We start from the raw sequence: 15,517 nt of genomic DNA, 5'->3' as shown, positions 1-15,517 counted from the left end.
CGCCCTGTTGTACAGCCGGTTGTGAACCGGTGACGCTACTGGTAGCTGATGTCCGACGCCTGGTAGCGGCAGTGGGTGCCGTCCGGGCCCGTGCCCGTCTGCACGGGCTCCTTGCCGGTGTTGTTTCCGGTGAAGCGCACACACGGCTCGATCTTCTTCTTCGTGTCGCCGTGGATGCGGACGTTGCGCAGCGAAACGGAGTCGCCGTAGTTGGTGTTGATGCCGACCAGTGACTTGCCGGGGGCACTCACGTCGACGTCGTTGACCAGGATGGTGCGCTTGTACTGGGTCTTGCAGTTGCCGCAGGAGCGGACCAGCTTGCCGAAGTCGGCCACCTGGAACTTCGAGACCACCAGCTTGCCCGCGCCGTTGAACTGCAGGACCTTGTCGGACGCCTTGCGGGCGCCGCCGCCGTACACCTTGTAGACGGCGGTGGCGGACTTGCCCTTGAAGCTGGCGGCGTCCTCGCCGACGTCCTCCCACCAGACGTTCTGGAGGGTGCAGCTGCCCAGGCAGTGCACGCCGTCGGCGGCCGGGGTGCCGATGACCACGTTCTTGAGCACGGCGCCGTCCGCGAGCTCGAAGACCGGGGCCTGACCCTCGCCCTGGCCGCCGTCACCGAGGTCACCGCTGCCGAAGTGGCGCTTCAGCTTCCCGTCGTAGGTGCCGGTGACCTTGATGGTCGCGGACACGGGCTTGCTGCCGGTGGGGGTGGGCCAGGCGGGCGGGGCGGCCTTGGCGGCGGGTGAGGTGACCGCGACCGTACGGGGGGCCTTGGCCGCGTCGGCGGAGGGGAGCAGTCCGGTGGTGACGAGCGCGCCTGCGGTCAGGGCGCCGACACCGGAGAGGGCGAGAACGGCACGGCGGCGGGCGGTGCGCCTGCGGTGCGGGTGGGGAGGGGTCATGCGTGAACTTCCGTTCCTCGGAGGGCGTTCACCTCCTGGTCGCCGCCGCCGAGGAAAGGGTTGCCGCCGGGCTTCAGGCTGCCGGGGTCCGGGCTGCCTGCTGGAAGTCGCCCCGGACGGATTCCTTCCGCCCGTCGGCCGTCGTCGTGGTCACCGTGTACCGGTCCCTGCGCGCGTCCCTGGCGCCCTGTGCGTGGTTGTACTGCCCGGCGGCCCGGAACTCTCCCGCCGGTACGGTGCGGCCCTGCTTCAGCGTCCACCGGTAGACCAGCACGCCCTTCTCCGTCCGTATCCCGGTGGTGAAGTCTTCGGCCGGCAGGGAGATCCAGGCCCCCGTGTTCGCGACGCCCTGGGTCCTGGCGATACGGAGCTCGACGGTGAGCGCGGTGAGGGGGGCACCGGACCTGAAGGTGACGTTGCTCTGCGCCCAGTAGACGTTGCTGTGGGGGTCGACCGAGCCGTCGCCCCAGAGGGGGGCAACCGGCGGCGCGGCAGTGCTGCGCCCATTCGGGTCCTCGTGCCGCAGGCCGGCCACCCCGTACCCTCCGGCGACCAGGATCGCCGCCACCGCCGCGGTGGCTCCGGCGATGCGGAGCCACGAGGTGCGGCGGGCCGGGGAGCGTACGACCGGCGCGGGTGCGCTGCTCCGCATGCCCTGTGCCACCCGCGCGTGAATGCGGGCGCGGTCCGGCCGGTGGGCAGCCGCGGCCCTGCGCAGCTCGGCCCGCAGCAGTTCCTCGTGCACCCGGCCCTCGTGCACCCGGTCCTCGTGCGGTCGGCTCTTGTCCATGGCGGCTACTTCTTCCCTCCGGCGAGTTCCGCCACGGCCCGTGCGCCGAGCAGCTGTTCCAGTTGGGCCATCCCCTTGGAAGTCTGGCTCTTCACCGTACCCACGGATACCCCGAGGGCGAGCGCGGTGTCCCGCTCGGAGTAGTCGAAGGCGTGCCGCAGCACCACGCAGGCGCGCTTGCGGAACGGCAGACGGCGCAGTGCCTCCTGGACGTCGACGACGACCGGTACGTCGGGCGAAGCGACGTGCTCGGGGTGCCGTGCCCAGAAGAGCGCCACCCTGCGCCGTTCCCTTACGGCACTGCGGATGCGGCCGCGGACCAGGTTCGCGAGGATGCCGCGCGCGTACGCGGCCGGATGGTCGGCGGCGCGTACCCGGTCCCAGCGGTGCCAGACGGCGAGCAGCGCGTCGGCCGCCAGGTCGTCGGCGGCGTCCGCCTCGCCGGTCAGCAGATGGGCCAGGCGGGCGAGTTCGGCGTGGTGTTGCTCGAAGAAGTCGTGGAACTCCGAGGCGGCCTGCCCCTTCACCCCTCGAAGGCCGGGGTCGGCAGTCCCTGCCCCGCGTCCCTCACCACGAGCAGGGAGCCCTCGTACGGGTGCGGGTCTTCCTGGCTGGTGCGGGCCGTGGTGATGTAGAGGTCGCGCAGGTCGGGGCCGCCGAAGGTGCAGGCCGTGGGGCACGGGACGGGGAGGTGGATCGTACGGTCGAGGCGGCCGTCCGGGGTGTAGCGGCGGATCTGGCCGCCGTCCCAGAGTGCCACCCAGAGGCAGCCTTCGGCGTCGACGGTGAGGCCGTCGGGGAAGCCCGCACCGGGTTCGATTTCGACGAACGGGCGCCTGCCGGAGGGGAGTTGACCGGCCAGGTCGCAGACGTCGATGCGGCGGGTGGGGCTGTCGATGTAGTACGCGCGGTCGCCGTCCGGGCTCCAGCCGATGCCGTTGCTGACGGACACGGAGCCGAAGAGCACGGTGGGTTCGGCGGCGGAGGGGTCGATCCGGACGAGGTGGCCGCCGCCGGGCGCCTCGTCGTAGCGCATGGTGCCCGCCCAGAGCGATCCGTCGGGGGCCACCGCCGCGTCGTTGCCGCGCCGGCCGGGCACCGGGTCGTGGTGCAGCCAGCGGAAGGTGCCGTCGGGGTCGTACGTACCCACTCCGTCACGGAGGTTGACGACCAGGCCGCCGCCGCGGCGCGGTTTCGCGGCGCCGACGTGCTGTTCGGTGGCCATGACGGTGCGGCGGCCGGTTCCTGGTGCGTACGTGTGGACGCGGGAGCCGAGGATGTCCACCCAGATCAGGCGGCCGGCCGCCGGGTCCCAGGTGGGGCCCTCGCCGAGCGCGGCCCGCTCCCGTACGGCTATGTGCGCTCTCATACGGGCCGCCCGCTTCCCCGGTGTCCCAGCCGCAGCGACAGGTCCGCGGCGCCCTTGGCCGCCAGCTCGGCGAGTTCCGTTTCCCGCTGCTCGGTCCAGCGGATCATCGGGACCGACACCGACAGTGCGGCGACGACCCGGCCGGTGTGGTCGCGCACGGGGGCGGCGACGCAGCTGACGTCGGGGTTGGACTCGCGGTGCTCGACGGCGAGGCCGCGTGCCCGGATGTCGGCAAGGGCCTGGTGCAGGGCCTCGGGGTCGGTGATGCTGTGCGGGGTCATGCCGGCGAGTTCACGGCCGTCGATACGGGCGCGGAGTTCGCCCTCCGGCAGGGAGGCGAGCAGCATCTTGCCCACGGAGGTGCAGTGCGCGGGGAGTTTGCGGCCGGCGGCGGAGACCATGCGGACGGCGTGCGTGGAGTCGACCTTGGCGATGTAGATGACGTCGGCGTCTTCGAGTACGGCGACGTGGACGGTCTCGTCGCAGGTCTCGGCGACCTCGCGGGCGACGCGCTGGCCCTCGGCGGCGAGGTCGAGCTGCTCGGCGTACCGGCTGCCCAGCTGGTAGTTGCGGACGCCCAGCCGGTAGCGTCCGGGCTGTCCTTCCACGGTCACCAGGTAGTTGCGGGCGGCGAGCGTGGTGACGAGTTCGTGCACGGTGGTGCGGGGCAGCCCGAGCTTGCGGGTGATGTCGGGGGCGGACAGCGTGCCGTCGCCCTCCAGGAACAGCTCGAGTATGTCCAGTGCCCTGGTCACTGCGGGAACGTGGCGTCCCATGGCCCTCCACCTCCGAGGTAAGCGTTCGATATTCCGGCCATCGGCCGGTATCGCGAACGAAGGTTATCCGTTGGCCCATTCGGCAGGCAATGCCTGTGAATCGAACCGGTCCGCGCGACAACCATTGACACCCCGCAGACCCGCTGGCTACGGTCACGCCAACATTTCGAACGTGTGACGAAATATCGAACGAGCACCAAGAGTACCCAGCATCTCAAGAGGAGCAACTGCCGTGCGCATCACGGGCATTACCACCCATGTCGTCGGGACCCCCTGGCGGAACCTCACGTACGTCCTCGTACACACCGACGAGGGCCTGACCGGCGTCGGCGAGACCCGCATGCTGGGCCACACCGACGCGCTGACCGGCTACCTCGGCGAGGCCGCGGCCAACCACATCGTCGGCTCCGACCCCTTCCACATCGAGGACCTCGTCCGGCGGATGAAGTACGGCGACTACGGGCGGGCCGGCGAGATCGTCATGTCCGGCATCGCGGTCGTCGAGATGGCCTGCTGGGACATCAAGGGCAAGGCGCTCGGCGTCCCGGTCTGGCAGCTGCTCGGCGGAAAGGTCACCGACCGCGTCAAGGCGTACGCCAACGGCTGGTACACCACCGAGCGCACCCCGGAGGCCTACCACAAGGCCGCGCGCAAGGTCATGGAGCGCGGTTACCGGGCCCTGAAGATCGACCCGTTCGGGACCGGGCAGTTCGAGCTCGACGCCGAGCAGAGCCGGTACGCGGTGTCGCTGATCGAGGCGGTACGGGACGCGATCGGCCCGGACGCCGAACTGATGCTGGAGATGCACGGCCGGTTCAACCCCTCCACGGCGGTGCGCCTCGCCAAGGACCTGGCCCCCTTCAAGCCGGCCTGGCTGGAGGAGCCGGTGCCGCCGGAGAACCTGAAAGCGCTGGAGAAGGTCGCGGGCAAGGTGGACATGCCGATCGCGACGGGCGAACGGATCCACGACCGCATCGAGTTCCGCGAGCTCTTCGAGTCGCAGGCCGCCGACATCATCCAGCCGGACCTCGGGCACATCGGCGGCATCCTGGAGACCCGCAAGCTCGCCGCGACCGCCGAGACGCACTACATGCTGGTCGCCCCGCACAACGTCGGCGGCTCGGTCCTCACTGCGGCCTCCCTCCAACTCGCGGCCTGCACGCCGAACTTCAAGATCCTGGAACACTTCAACGACTTCGCGGACGCCGACATCAAGAAGGTCGTCAAGGGCGCCCCGCAGGTCGACCCGGAGACAGGCTGCTTCGAAATCTCGCACGCGCCGGGTCTCGGCGTGGAGCTGGACGTGGACGCGGCGGCCGAATTCCCGCAGCAGCAGGCCCGGTTCGACCTGTGGGCCGAAGGCTGGGAGAAGAGGCAGCCGAAGTGAGCCGCGCAGCGAGTCGCACGGCGGGCCCCCGGGTGAGCCGCGCGCTCGTCATCGACGCACCGCGTCACCACCGGCTGACCCAGGTCGAGTTGACCGACCCGGGTCCCGGCGAGGCCCTGGTCAAGGTCGCCGCCGCCGGGGTCTGCATGAGCGACCGCGAGGTGTACGACGGCCAACGCGATCCGGGCTTCGTCCGCTACCCCCTGGTGCCGGGCCACGAGTGGTCCGGCACCGTCGAGGCGGTCGGTCCTGGCGTGGACTCCGCGCTGATCGGCCGCAAGACCGTCGCCGAGGGGTTCAGGTCGTGCGGCACGTGCACGCGCTGCCGGTGCGGGGAGAGCAGTCTCTGTACGGGTGGCTACGCGGAGACCGGCTTCACCGAGCCGGGCGCCTTCGCGGACCATGTCACCGTCCCCGTACGGCTGTTGCACCTCCTGGACGATGACGCGGACCTGCGCGCCGCCGCCCTCCTGGAGCCCGCGGCCGTGATCGCCGCTGCGGTACGGGCCGGACGGCCGAGCCCCGGCGAGCGGATCGCGGTGGTGGGGGCGGGCACCCTCGGGCTGCTCGCCGTACAGCTCCTTGCCGCCTCCTCGCCGAACGGGCTGACGGTGATCGACCCCCGGACGGCGCGCGGCGAGCAGGCGCGCGCGTTCGGTGCGGTCAGGATGCTGACGCCGGACGAGGCGGAGGCGGCGCACGGGCACTTCGACCTGGTGGTGGAGACGGCGGGCGCACCGACCACCGCCGCCGCGTCGTGTCTGCTGGCCCGGCGGGGCGGCCGGGTGGTGCTCACCGGGATGTTCACGCCGGGCGCGATCGGCATCGATCCGGTGCACCTCTCGCTCAGCCAGCTGGAGATCCGCAGCGTCTTCGGGGCGCCGTCCGCCGCCTGGTCGGACGCGGTGCGGGCCTTCGGCCTCGGGCTGCTCGACCCGGCACCGCTGATCACGCACGAGTTCCCGCTGGAGCGGTTCGCCGAGGCGATCGCGCTGGTGGGCGGGGGCGACCCGAAGACGGGGAAGGTACTGCTGCGGCCGTAGGCCCCTCGAAGGGCCCCCAGGCTTCTCACACGGGCCTCAGGCCTCGCGAACGCATCAAGTACTGGCCTTTCCGTCTCGCCATATCCGCACAACGTCCGAGATATCGAACAACTGGAAATCGGGAGCACCATGTCCCCTACAACCGACACCCCCCGTCGCCCCGGCGCCGAAGCCCTCGCCCGCATCGGCTACTCCTCCCCCGCCCTCGACCCCTCCGACACCTCCCCGCACACCTTCCCCGACGGCGGCACCTGGCGCACCGAGATCCCGTCGGTCGAGGGCCCCGAGGCTCTCGCCGTCGTACTGAAGGAGAGCGCGCGGTTCGACGTGCCCGTGCACCGGATCAGCCAGGGCTCCGGCGTCTGGATGCTCACCGACGCCGAGATCACCGAGATGGTCGAGGCGTGCGCGGCGCGCGACATCGAGCTGTGCCTGTTCACCGGGCCGCGCGGCACCTGGGACATCGGCGGCTCGACCCGTACCGACTCCGGCGGCGGCGGGCTGCGCGCCCGGGGCCACGACGCGCTCGCCGGCTGCATCGAAGACGCCCTGCGGGCAACGGAGTTGGGGGTGCGCTGCCTGCTCGTCGCCGACGAGGGCGTGCTGTGGACCCTGCACCAGATGCGCGTCGCCGGGGTGCTCCCCGCCGACGTCACCTTCAAGCTGTCCGCGCTCACGGGCCCGGTCAATCCGGCCTCGTACGCCGTGTACGAACAGCTCGGTGCGGACTCCCTCAACGTCCCCTCCGACCTGACCCTCGACCACCTCACCGAGATCCGCCGGGTCGGCCGCGCCCCGATGGACATGTACGTGGAGGCGCCGGACGACCTCGGCGGCTACATCCGGATGTACGAGGTGGCCGAACTGATCCGGCGCGGCGCCCCCCTGTACCTGAAGTTCGGGCTCAGCCGCTCCCCCGGGATCTACCCCTACGGTGCTCAATTGCGCGACACCGCGCTTGCCTCGGCCCGTGAGCGGGTACGGCGTGGGCGGCTGGTGCTTGATCTGCTGGCCCGGCACGGAGCCGACGGCGGCATGTCGCCGCTGGGTTCGCGACTGCCGGGCACACTGCGGCGGTTCACCGCACCGGCAGGCGCGCCCACCGGCGCGCCCCTCGCCACACCCGCCGACGCAGTCGACGTACCGGAAGGGAACTGACCCCATGCGCAACACCCGCATCCTGAGCAGCGCCGCCCTGGCAGCCCTGCTCGTCGTCTCGCTCACCGCCTGCGGCCAGGAGGCCAGGGGCGGCAGCCGCTACAAGGCCGACACCGGCAAGGGCGGCACGATCGGGCTCGCCATGCCGACCAAGTCGTCCGAGCGCTGGATCGCCGACGGCCAGAACATGGCGAAGCAGTTCGAGAAGGCCGGCTACCAGACCGACCTCCAGTACGGCGACAACAAGGCCGAGAACCAGATCGCCCAGATCGAGAACATGATCACCAAGGGGCGCAAGCTCCTGGTGGTCGCCGCGATCGACGGCTCGGCGCTCACCGAGGTCCTCCAGCGCGCGCACGACGCGGGCATCCCGGTGATCAGTTACGACCGTCTCATCCTGGGCACTCCGAACGTCGACTACTACGCGTCCTTCGACAACGAGCGTGTCGGCGAGCTGATGGCCACGTACATCGTCGGGAAGCTGAAGCTGGGCACCCCCTCGAAGGACGCGGGCGAGAAGAAGCACAACATCGAACTCTTCGCCGGCTCCCCCAACGACAACAACACCAAGTACTTCTGGAACGGGGCCCTGAAGGTCCTCCAGCCGTATCTGACGAGCGGTCAACTCGTGGTCCGCAGCGGCCAGACGAAGATGAGCCAGGCCACCACCCTGGACTGGGACGGCGGCACCGCCCAGAAGCGGATGGATGACCTAATCAGCAAGAACTACGGCGATCAGCGGGTGGACGCGGTCCTCTCCCCGTACGACGGCATCTCGATCGGCATCATCTCGGCGCTGAAGAGCGCGGGTTACGGTTCGAAGAGCCAGCCACTGCCGGTCGTCACGGGGCAGGACGCGGAGCTGGCCTCGGTGAAGTCCATCATCGGCGGCGAGCAGACGCAGACCGTCTACAAGGACACCCGCAAGCTGGCCGCGCAGGCGGTGGCCATGAGCGACGCCGTACTGAACGGCAAGAAGCCGCAGGTCAACAACACGACCGACTACAACAACGGCAAGAAGACCGTGCCTTCGTATCTGCTGAAGCCGGTGAACATCGACAAGTCGAACACCGAACTCCTCGTCGACGAGGGGTACTTCACCGCAGGACAGCTCAAGTGACGGCCGCTCGGGACACCGTGCTGGAAATGCGCGGCATCACCAAGACCTTCCCCGGCGTCAAAGCGCTCTCCGACGTCAATCTGACCGTCCGTGCCGCCGAGATCCACGCGATCTGCGGTGAGAACGGCGCCGGGAAGTCGACGCTGATGAAGGTGCTGAGCGGGGTTCACCCGCACGGCTCGTACGACGGCGAGATCCTCTTCGAGGGCGAGCCGGTGGCCTTCAAGGACATCCGGGCCAGCGAGCGGCACGGCATCGTGATCATCCACCAGGAACTGGCGCTCGTCCCCTATCTCTCCATCGCCGAGAACATCTTCCTCGGCAATGAACAGACCGGCGGCAGGCGGGGGTTCGTCGACTGGAACGACACCCTGCACCGGGCGAGCACCCTCCTCAAGCGGGTCGGGCTGCGCGAGAAGCCGCAGACCCCGGTCGCCGACATCGGCGTGGGTAAGCAACAGCTCGTGGAGATCGCGAAGGCCCTCGCCAAGGAGGTGAAGCTCCTTATCCTCGACGAGCCGACGGCGGCCCTCAACGACGACGACAGCGCGAAGCTCCTCGATCTGATCCTGGAACTGCGCGAGCAGGGCATCGCCTGCATCATCATCTCGCACAAGCTCGGCGAGATCCGGACCATCGCGGACACCATCACGGTGCTCCGCGACGGCCGCACCATAGAGTCACTGACCGTCCGTCACACCCCCGATTCAGAGCCCGAGTTGTCCGAGGAGCAGATCATCCGCTCCATGGTCGGCCGTGACCTGGACCACCGCTTCCCGGAGCGCAGTCCGTACGAGGGCGAGGACGCGGGCACGACCGCGCTCGCCGTCTCGGGCTGGACCGTCCGCCATCCGGTGGACCACCAGCGCAAGGTGGTCGACAACGTTTCCCTCACCGTCCGGCGGGGCGAGATCGTCGGCATCGCGGGCCTGATGGGCGCCGGCCGCACGGAGCTCGCGATGTCCGTCTTCGGGCGCAGTTACGGCCAGTACGTCGCCGGCAGTGTCGAGGTCGGCGGCCGGGAGGCGAACGTCGCCACCGTTCCGGCGGCGATCGCGGCGGGCCTGGCGTACGTCACCGAGGACCGCAAGCAGTACGGCCTCAACCTCATCGACAACATCAACCGCAACATCTCCCTCGCCTCCCTGACCGGGATGCGGCGGCGCGGCGTGGTCGACGAGCACCACGAACGCCAGGTCGCCGAGCGCTACCGCACGTCCATGAACATCAAGACCCCCACGGTCTTCGAGCAGGTCGGACGGCTCTCCGGCGGCAACCAGCAGAAGGTCGTCCTGAGCCGGTGGATCCACGCCGACCCCGATGTGCTGATCCTCGACGAGCCGACGCGCGGGATCGACGTCGGCGCGAAGTTCGAGATCTACACGGTGATCGACAAGCTCGCCGCCGCGGGCAAGGCGGTCCTCTTCATCTCCTCCGAGCTGCCCGAACTCCTCGGCATGTGCGACCGGATCTACACGATGGCCGAAGGCAGGCTGACCGGTGAGGTCGACCGCGCGGACGCCACCCAGGAATCGCTGATGCGCCACATGACGGCGACCCGCTCATGACGGCGCTCATGACGGCGTCCGTGACGACGCCCACGACGACAGCAGCCGCGCGCAAGCCGACGACGACCATCACCCGAAGCTGAGGCCCCCATGACCACCTCCACCACACTCCACAAGGACTCGCCCGCCGAGCCGCCACCCGCACGCCCGGCGGCCGTCACCGCGCTCCTCAACAGCATGCGCGCGAACATGCGCCAGTACGGCATGCTCGTCGCCCTGCTCTTCATCGTCGTCCTCTTCCAGATCTGGACCGACGGCACGCTGCTGCTCCCCAACAACGTCTCCAACCTGATCCAGCAGAACGGCTACATCCTCATCCTGGCCATCGGCATGATGATCGTCATCATCGCCGGCCACATCGACCTCTCGGTCGGTTCACTGGTCGCCTTCGTCGGTGCGATGTCCGCCGTGATGATGGTCAAACACGACATGCCCTGGGTCCTCGCCCTGGTCCTGTCGCTCCTCATCGGCGCGGTCGCGGGCGCCTGGCAGGGCTTCTTCATCGCGTACGTGGGCATCCCGTCCTTCATCGTGACCCTGGCCGGAATGCTGCTCTTCCGCGGTCTGACGCAGATCGTCCTCGAAGGCCAGTCCCTCGCCCCCTTCCCCGAGGGCTTCCAGAACATCGCCAAGGGCTTCATCCCCGAGATGGGCCCGTACACCCAGTACCACAACCCGACCCTGCTGCTCGGTCTGCTCGCCCTGGTCGTACTGATCCTCCGCGAAGTCCGTGACCGCAAGCGCCAGTTGGCGTACGAACTCGAAGTCGTGCCGACCGGTCTCTGGGTCACCAAGCTGGTGGCGATCGCCGCAGCCGTCATCGCGTTCACCCTCACCCTCGCCAGCTTCCACGGCGTCCCCGTCGTGATGCTGATCATGTGCGCGCTGCTGATCGGTCTGGGTTACGTGATGCGCAACGCGGTCGTCGGCCGTCATGTGTACGCGCTCGGCGGCAACAAGGCGGCGGCGAAGCTGTCCGGCGTCAAGGACAAGCGCGTCATCTTCCTGGTCTTCGTGAACATGGGCGTCCTGGCCGCCCTCGCGGGCTGTGTCTACGCGGCCCGCCTCAACGCGGGCACCCCGCAGGCCGGTCTCAACTTCGAACTCGAGGCGATCGCCGCCTCGTTCATCGGCGGCGCGTCGATGAGCGGCGGCGTCGGCACGGTCATGGGCGCCGTCATCGGCGGCCTCGTCCTCGGCGTCCTCAACAACGGCATGTCCCTGGTCGGCATCGGGACCGACTACCAGCAGGTCATCAAGGGTCTGGTCCTGCTGGCCGCGGTCGGCTTCGACATCTGGAACAAGCGCAAGGCCGGCCGCTGATCCCCCGTCATCCCCTTTCTCAGGAGCGGAACATGGACACAAGCAGACGAACCGTACTCAGCGCCGCCGCAGCGGCGGGCCTCATGGCGGCCACCGCCTCCGGCGGCACGGCACAAGCCTCACCGAGCGCGGCCGCATCCGGAGCTTCCGGGGGCCGCAAGCCCACCCGCGAGCACTTCGGCAACCTCCCCGACGGCACCCGGATCGACCGCTGGACCCTGGAGAACGGCGGCACCCGCCTGAAGGTCCTCTCCTACGGCGGCATCGTCCAGTCCCTCGAACTCCCCGACCGTAACGGCGACTTCACCAATGTCTCCCTCGGCTTCGACCACCTCGACGGCTACCTCACCGCCACCACCTTCTTCGGCGCGCTGATCGGCCGCTACGGAAACCGCATCGCCAAGGGCCGCTTCACCCTGGACGGCAAGTCCCACCAGCTCTCCGTCAACGACGGCCCCAACAGCCTGCACGGCGGCGCACAGGGCTTCGACAAACGAGTCTGGGACGTCGAACCCTTCGCCCACTCCTCCGAAGTCGGCCTGCACCTCCACCGGGTCAGCCCCGACGGCGAGATGGGCTACCCGGGCACCCTGCGCGTCAAGGTCACGTACACCCTCACCCGGAGCGGCGACTGGCGCATCGACTACACGGCCACCACCGACAAGGCCACGGTCGTCAATCTCACCAACCACACCTACTACAACCTCGCCGGTGAGGGTACGGGCGACATCCTGGGCCACGAACTGCGCCTCGCCGCAGGCAGGTTCACCCCCACCGACGCCACCCTCATCCCCACCGGCGAGCTGGCCAAGGTCGCAGGCACCCCCTTCGACTTCCGCCGCACCAAGACCATCGGCGAGGACGTCCGGGCCGCCCACCCCCAGCTCGTCACAGCCCAGGGCTTCGACCACAACTGGGCCCTGGACAAGGGCAGCACCGCCCGGCCGGAGCACTTCGCGACCCTCCGCGACCCGTCGTCCGGCCGCACGATGCGAATATCCACCACCGAACCGGGCGTGCAGTTCTACTCGGGCAACTTCCTGGACGGCACGCTGACCGGCCCCTCGGGCCGCACGTACCGCCAGAGCGACGGGCTCTGCCTGGAGACCCAGCACTTCCCGGACTCCCCGAACCAGCCGGGGTTCCCGACGACGGTGCTGCGTCCGGGCAGCACGTACCGGTCGTCGACGGTGCACAGCTTCTCGGCACGCTGAAGCACGGCCGGCAACGCAGCCGGCAACCCGGTCCGCAACACAGCCGGCAATCCGGTCGGCAGCCCATGAGGCCCCCTCGCCCGCGCATGCGGACGAGGGGGCCTCATGCTGCCGCGCGCCCCGCCTCGTCCGGCAGGCCCGTGGCCCACAGGGCGGACTCGGCCCAGGCGCCGACGATCGCGACGTCCGGGTCCTGGTGGCGCAGGGCCGCGAAGCGTTCGGCCAGGAGCTGGAGCCGTACTGTCAGCGGGATCTGGGCCAGAACCGGGGGAAGGGTGGCGGCGCCGGGTCCGGCGGCGAGGGTGGTGACCGGAATCGATTCCCTGCCCGCGGCCTCGCCGAGGGCGGCGGTCAGGCCGTCCACGTCGGCGGAGGGTTCGAGGACGAGAAGGCCGTCGGCCGCCGTGAGGGGAACGGCCGCACCGTGCAGGAAGCGGTCGGACTCAAAGCCCTCGGCGAGAATCCGGGCCGCCTCGCGGATCTTCAGGGCACCCTCGCGGGCGGTGACGCCCCAGGGACCGCAGCCGATCAGGGCGAGACTGCGGGCGGGCACCGGAACCGCTTCGAGCCCCGGCGCCGCGCACACGGCCCGTACCGCTTCGGCGGTCTGCCGCAGCTGCTCCGGCGAGCCTTCGGGGCCGCCCAGGTGGTGGGCCAGCCGGGCGAGCACGCCCAGCGCCGAGGTGTAGCTGACGGTGTACGTCTCGGACTCCTCGCCGGTCACGGTCTCCACCGCCTCCGGCCAGCCCTTGCCCCGGCCTGTGAGGGACACCACTGGAACTCCCAGGGCGAGGGCGGCGGCCCTGGCACGTACGGCGTAGGCGGTCTCGGCGGTGTGCGTGATGACGAGGAGGACGTCGCCCTCGCGGGGTGCGGCGGCCCAGCGGGCGGCGTGCGCGCCGGAGTACCAGCGGGCGTCGAGGCCGGCCTGTTCGAGGAGGAGTACGCCGAGTTCGGCGGCGTGCTGGCTGGTTCCCGTACCGACGACGATGACGCGGCGGGCGGCGCGGAGGCGTTCGGCGGCGGCCGACACGTCCTGGCCTGCGACGTGGTCGAGGGCGTCGGCCTGGGCGTGGATCATGCGCAGCAGGGCGGTCATGGCGGGCTCCTTCGGTACGGGTGGCGGTGAGGCATCAACCGTCCGCTGATTCTCCGAAGTTGCGGATTCCAGTGTCAAGGCTTTGGGTATCTACGGATTTCGTTGCCCCGATGGGCAGTTGCAGCCGAACGCCCCCGTGAAATGATTCACGGGCGGTTTCAGCGGGCGCTGAGGGTGGAGCGGCGTACGACCAGTTCCGGGCGGAGTACCACGCGGCGGTGTTCGTGGTCGGTACCGGCGGTGTCGGAGAGTTCGTCGAGGAGCAACTCGGCGGCCATGGTGCCCAGTTGGACGGCGGGCTGGCGTACCGACGTCAGTGGTACGGCGGCTGCCGCCGCGAACTCGATGTCGTCGTAGCCGACGATCGCCAGCTCTTCCGGGATGCCTACGCCCGCCGCGTACATCGCCTGGAGCAGGCCGAGGGCGAGCAGGTCGTTGGCGCAGAAGACGGCGGTAGGACGGTCCGCGAGCCCGAGCAGGCGGGCGCCCGCGTCGCGGCCGGCCGCGACGTCGAGCCGGTCGGTGGGGATTTCACGCAGCGCCCCGGGCGGCAGTCCGGCCGCCGCGAGTGCGGCATGGGCGCCCTCGCGGCGGTCCTGGACCTGGCGGAGCCTGGCGGGTCCGCCGACGAACGCGATGTCACGGTGACCGGTGGCGAGCAGGTGGCGTACGGCGAGGGTGCCGCCGGTGACGTCGTCCACCGAGACCGAGCACTCCGCCGTGCCCTCGGCGACGCGGTCAACGAGGACGAAGGGGATGGAGTGCCTCCGGAACGCGTCGATGTTGCGGCCGGTCGCGTCGGCGGGGGTGAGGAGGACGCCGCGTACGCGCTGTTCGGCGAAGAGGGAGAGGTAGGTGGCTTCCTCGGCGGGGTCCTGGCCGCTGTTGCAGAGCATGACGCCGAGACCGGCCTCGCGGGCGGTGCGTTCGGCACCGCGTGCGACGTCGACGAAGAAGGGGTTCCCCATGTCGAGGACGAGAAGAGAAATCATGCGGCTGCTGCCGGCCCGGAGCTGACGGGCGGATTCACTGCGTACGTAACCGAGCCGGTCGATCGCGGCCTGGACGCGGCCGCGGGTGGCTTCGGCGACGGAGGAGGGGCGGTTGATGACGTTGGACACCGTGCCGACGGAGACTCCGGCGACGCGGGCCACGTCCTTGATGCCTACCGTATGTGCCATCGGGTCCGAACTCCTGGGGCGGTGTGGTGCCGGCGACCGCGCCCGGCCACCCCGGCAAGGAGTGGCGGGTGCACGGTCACCGGAATCGTACTGGTGGGGGCGGGAAAGCAGTACGCCGCGGGCGGCTTGGCGTGCGGGGCTGCAGGGGGCGGGCGGCTTGGCGTGCGGGGCTGCACGGGGCGGGCGGCTTGGCGTGCGGGACTGCACGGGGCGGGCGGCTTGGCGTGCGGGACTGCACGGGGCGGGCAGCTTGCCGTACTCGGCGGCACGGGGCGGGCGGCTTTGCGTACTCGGCGGCACGCGGCTTGGCGGTTCCGGCCGCAGGCGGCGGACGGCTCGGTGCACTCGGCCACGCGCGACGGACGAGTGGGCGGTGCCAGCCACGCGCGGCGGACGAGTGGGCGGTGCCAGCCACGCGCGGCGAACGGTTTGCCGTACCCGGCCGCACACGACGGGCGGTTTGCCGCACGCGACGGACGGTTTGCCGTACTCGGAGGCACGCAGCGGACGGCGGGCGGTACCAGCCGCACGCGGCGGGCGGTTTGGCGTAGCCGGCCGCGCGCGGCGGACGAGTTGTCGCACTC

At 70.3% G+C, this 15,517-nt stretch carries 14 protein-coding genes; 7 read left to right on the top strand and 7 right to left on the bottom strand.

Features of this window, described 5'->3' with window-relative positions:
- Positions 1-35: 35 nt before the first annotated feature.
- The 5 genes from AB0D18_RS31350 to AB0D18_RS31330 form a co-directional block, all read right to left on the bottom strand.
- On the bottom strand, positions 36-905 hold the full coding sequence (locus tag AB0D18_RS31350) for a pectate lyase (protein ID WP_362426110.1): 870 nt from the start codon (positions 903-905) through the stop codon (positions 36-38).
- Positions 906-978: 73 nt separating this feature from the next.
- Positions 979-1,695, bottom strand: a complete 717-nt coding sequence (locus tag AB0D18_RS31345) for a hypothetical protein (protein ID WP_362426107.1) — start codon at positions 1,693-1,695, stop codon at positions 979-981.
- Positions 1,696-1,700: 5 nt separating this feature from the next.
- Positions 1,701-2,222 carry a SigE family RNA polymerase sigma factor gene (locus AB0D18_RS31340; RefSeq protein ID WP_362426105.1) on the bottom strand — a complete coding sequence of 174 codons (522 nt, stop codon included), beginning with the start codon at positions 2,220-2,222 and terminating at the stop codon, positions 1,701-1,703.
- Positions 2,219-3,064 (bottom strand): SMP-30/gluconolactonase/LRE family protein, encoded by an 846-nt coding sequence (locus AB0D18_RS31335; RefSeq protein WP_362426102.1) that lies wholly within the window; start codon positions 3,062-3,064, stop codon positions 2,219-2,221. The genes AB0D18_RS31340 and AB0D18_RS31335 overlap by 4 nt, the downstream gene beginning before the upstream one ends.
- Positions 3,061-3,840, bottom strand: a complete 780-nt coding sequence (locus AB0D18_RS31330) for an IclR family transcriptional regulator (RefSeq protein ID WP_362426099.1) — start codon at positions 3,838-3,840, stop codon at positions 3,061-3,063. Before AB0D18_RS31330 ends, AB0D18_RS31335 begins: the two co-directional genes overlap by 4 nt.
- Positions 3,841-4,072: 232 nt before the next feature.
- Between AB0D18_RS31330 and AB0D18_RS31325 the strand changes: the two genes are divergently transcribed.
- The 7 genes from AB0D18_RS31325 (at position 4,073) to AB0D18_RS31295 (ending at position 12,653) form a co-directional block, all read left to right on the top strand.
- Positions 4,073-5,227: a mandelate racemase/muconate lactonizing enzyme family protein gene (locus tag AB0D18_RS31325; protein WP_362426096.1), complete on the top strand. Its 1,155-nt coding sequence runs from the start codon at positions 4,073-4,075 to the stop codon at positions 5,225-5,227.
- Positions 5,224-6,270, top strand: a complete 1,047-nt coding sequence (locus AB0D18_RS31320; protein WP_362426093.1) for an alcohol dehydrogenase catalytic domain-containing protein — start codon at positions 5,224-5,226, stop codon at positions 6,268-6,270. The genes AB0D18_RS31325 and AB0D18_RS31320 overlap by 4 nt, the downstream gene beginning before the upstream one ends.
- 129 nt (positions 6,271-6,399) lie before the next feature.
- Positions 6,400-7,428: a hypothetical protein gene (locus AB0D18_RS31315; RefSeq protein ID WP_362426090.1), complete on the top strand. Its 1,029-nt coding sequence runs from the start codon at positions 6,400-6,402 to the stop codon at positions 7,426-7,428.
- A 4-nt stretch (positions 7,429-7,432) separates the two neighbouring features.
- Positions 7,433-8,548 (top strand): multiple monosaccharide ABC transporter substrate-binding protein, encoded by a 1,116-nt coding sequence (gene chvE, locus AB0D18_RS31310; protein ID WP_362426087.1) that lies wholly within the window; start codon positions 7,433-7,435, stop codon positions 8,546-8,548.
- 26 nt (positions 8,549-8,574) lie between these two features.
- A complete protein-coding gene (gene mmsA / locus AB0D18_RS31305) occupies positions 8,575-10,116 on the top strand; it encodes a multiple monosaccharide ABC transporter ATP-binding protein (RefSeq protein WP_362426254.1) in 1,542 nt (513 codons plus the stop codon).
- A 90-nt stretch (positions 10,117-10,206) separates the two neighbouring features.
- A complete protein-coding gene (gene mmsB, locus AB0D18_RS31300) occupies positions 10,207-11,439 on the top strand; it encodes a multiple monosaccharide ABC transporter permease (RefSeq protein WP_362426084.1) in 1,233 nt (410 codons plus the stop codon).
- 32 nt (positions 11,440-11,471) lie between these two features.
- Complete coding sequence (locus AB0D18_RS31295) at positions 11,472-12,653, top strand: aldose epimerase family protein (RefSeq protein WP_362426081.1); 1,182 nt, start codon at positions 11,472-11,474, stop codon at positions 12,651-12,653.
- A 103-nt stretch (positions 12,654-12,756) separates the two neighbouring features.
- Here the strand turns inward: AB0D18_RS31295 and AB0D18_RS31290 are convergent, their stop codons facing one another.
- Together AB0D18_RS31290 and AB0D18_RS31285 are read right to left on the bottom strand one after the other, a co-directional pair.
- On the bottom strand, positions 12,757-13,752 hold the full coding sequence (locus tag AB0D18_RS31290) for an SIS domain-containing protein (RefSeq protein WP_362426078.1): 996 nt from the start codon (positions 13,750-13,752) through the stop codon (positions 12,757-12,759).
- 158 nt (positions 13,753-13,910) lie between these two features.
- Entirely contained in the window at positions 13,911-14,933 is a 1,023-nt protein-coding gene (locus AB0D18_RS31285) for a LacI family DNA-binding transcriptional regulator (protein WP_362426075.1), read from the bottom strand.
- Between the last annotated feature and the right edge of the window lie 584 nt (positions 14,934-15,517).

The organism is Streptomyces sp. NPDC048442 (assembly GCF_040651475.1).
Taxonomy (GTDB): domain Bacteria; phylum Actinomycetota; class Actinomycetes; order Streptomycetales; family Streptomycetaceae; genus Streptomyces.
Note: the sequence above shows the minus strand (reverse complement) of the source record. Positions and strands in the feature narration are given on the sequence as shown.

Coding starts and splice junctions, on each gene's coding strand:
- AB0D18_RS31350 (WP_362426110.1), bottom strand. CDS start 905: ATGACCCCTCCCCACCCGCACCGCAGGCGCACCGCCCGCCGCCGTGCC.
- AB0D18_RS31345 (WP_362426107.1), bottom strand. CDS start 1,695: ATGGACAAGAGCCGACCGCACGAGGACCGGGTGCACGAGGGCCGGGTG.
- AB0D18_RS31335 (WP_362426102.1), bottom strand. CDS start 3,064: ATGAGAGCGCACATAGCCGTACGGGAGCGGGCCGCGCTCGGCGAGGGC.
- AB0D18_RS31330 (WP_362426099.1), bottom strand. CDS start 3,840: ATGGGACGCCACGTTCCCGCAGTGACCAGGGCACTGGACATACTCGAG.
- AB0D18_RS31315 (WP_362426090.1), top strand. CDS start 6,400: ATGTCCCCTACAACCGACACCCCCCGTCGCCCCGGCGCCGAAGCCCTC.
- chvE (WP_362426087.1), top strand. CDS start 7,433: ATGCGCAACACCCGCATCCTGAGCAGCGCCGCCCTGGCAGCCCTGCTC.
- mmsA (WP_362426254.1), top strand. CDS start 8,575: ATGCGCGGCATCACCAAGACCTTCCCCGGCGTCAAAGCGCTCTCCGAC.
- mmsB (WP_362426084.1), top strand. CDS start 10,207: ATGACCACCTCCACCACACTCCACAAGGACTCGCCCGCCGAGCCGCCA.
- AB0D18_RS31295 (WP_362426081.1), top strand. CDS start 11,472: ATGGACACAAGCAGACGAACCGTACTCAGCGCCGCCGCAGCGGCGGGC.
- AB0D18_RS31290 (WP_362426078.1), bottom strand. CDS start 13,752: ATGACCGCCCTGCTGCGCATGATCCACGCCCAGGCCGACGCCCTCGAC.
- AB0D18_RS31285 (WP_362426075.1), bottom strand. CDS start 14,933: ATGGCACATACGGTAGGCATCAAGGACGTGGCCCGCGTCGCCGGAGTC.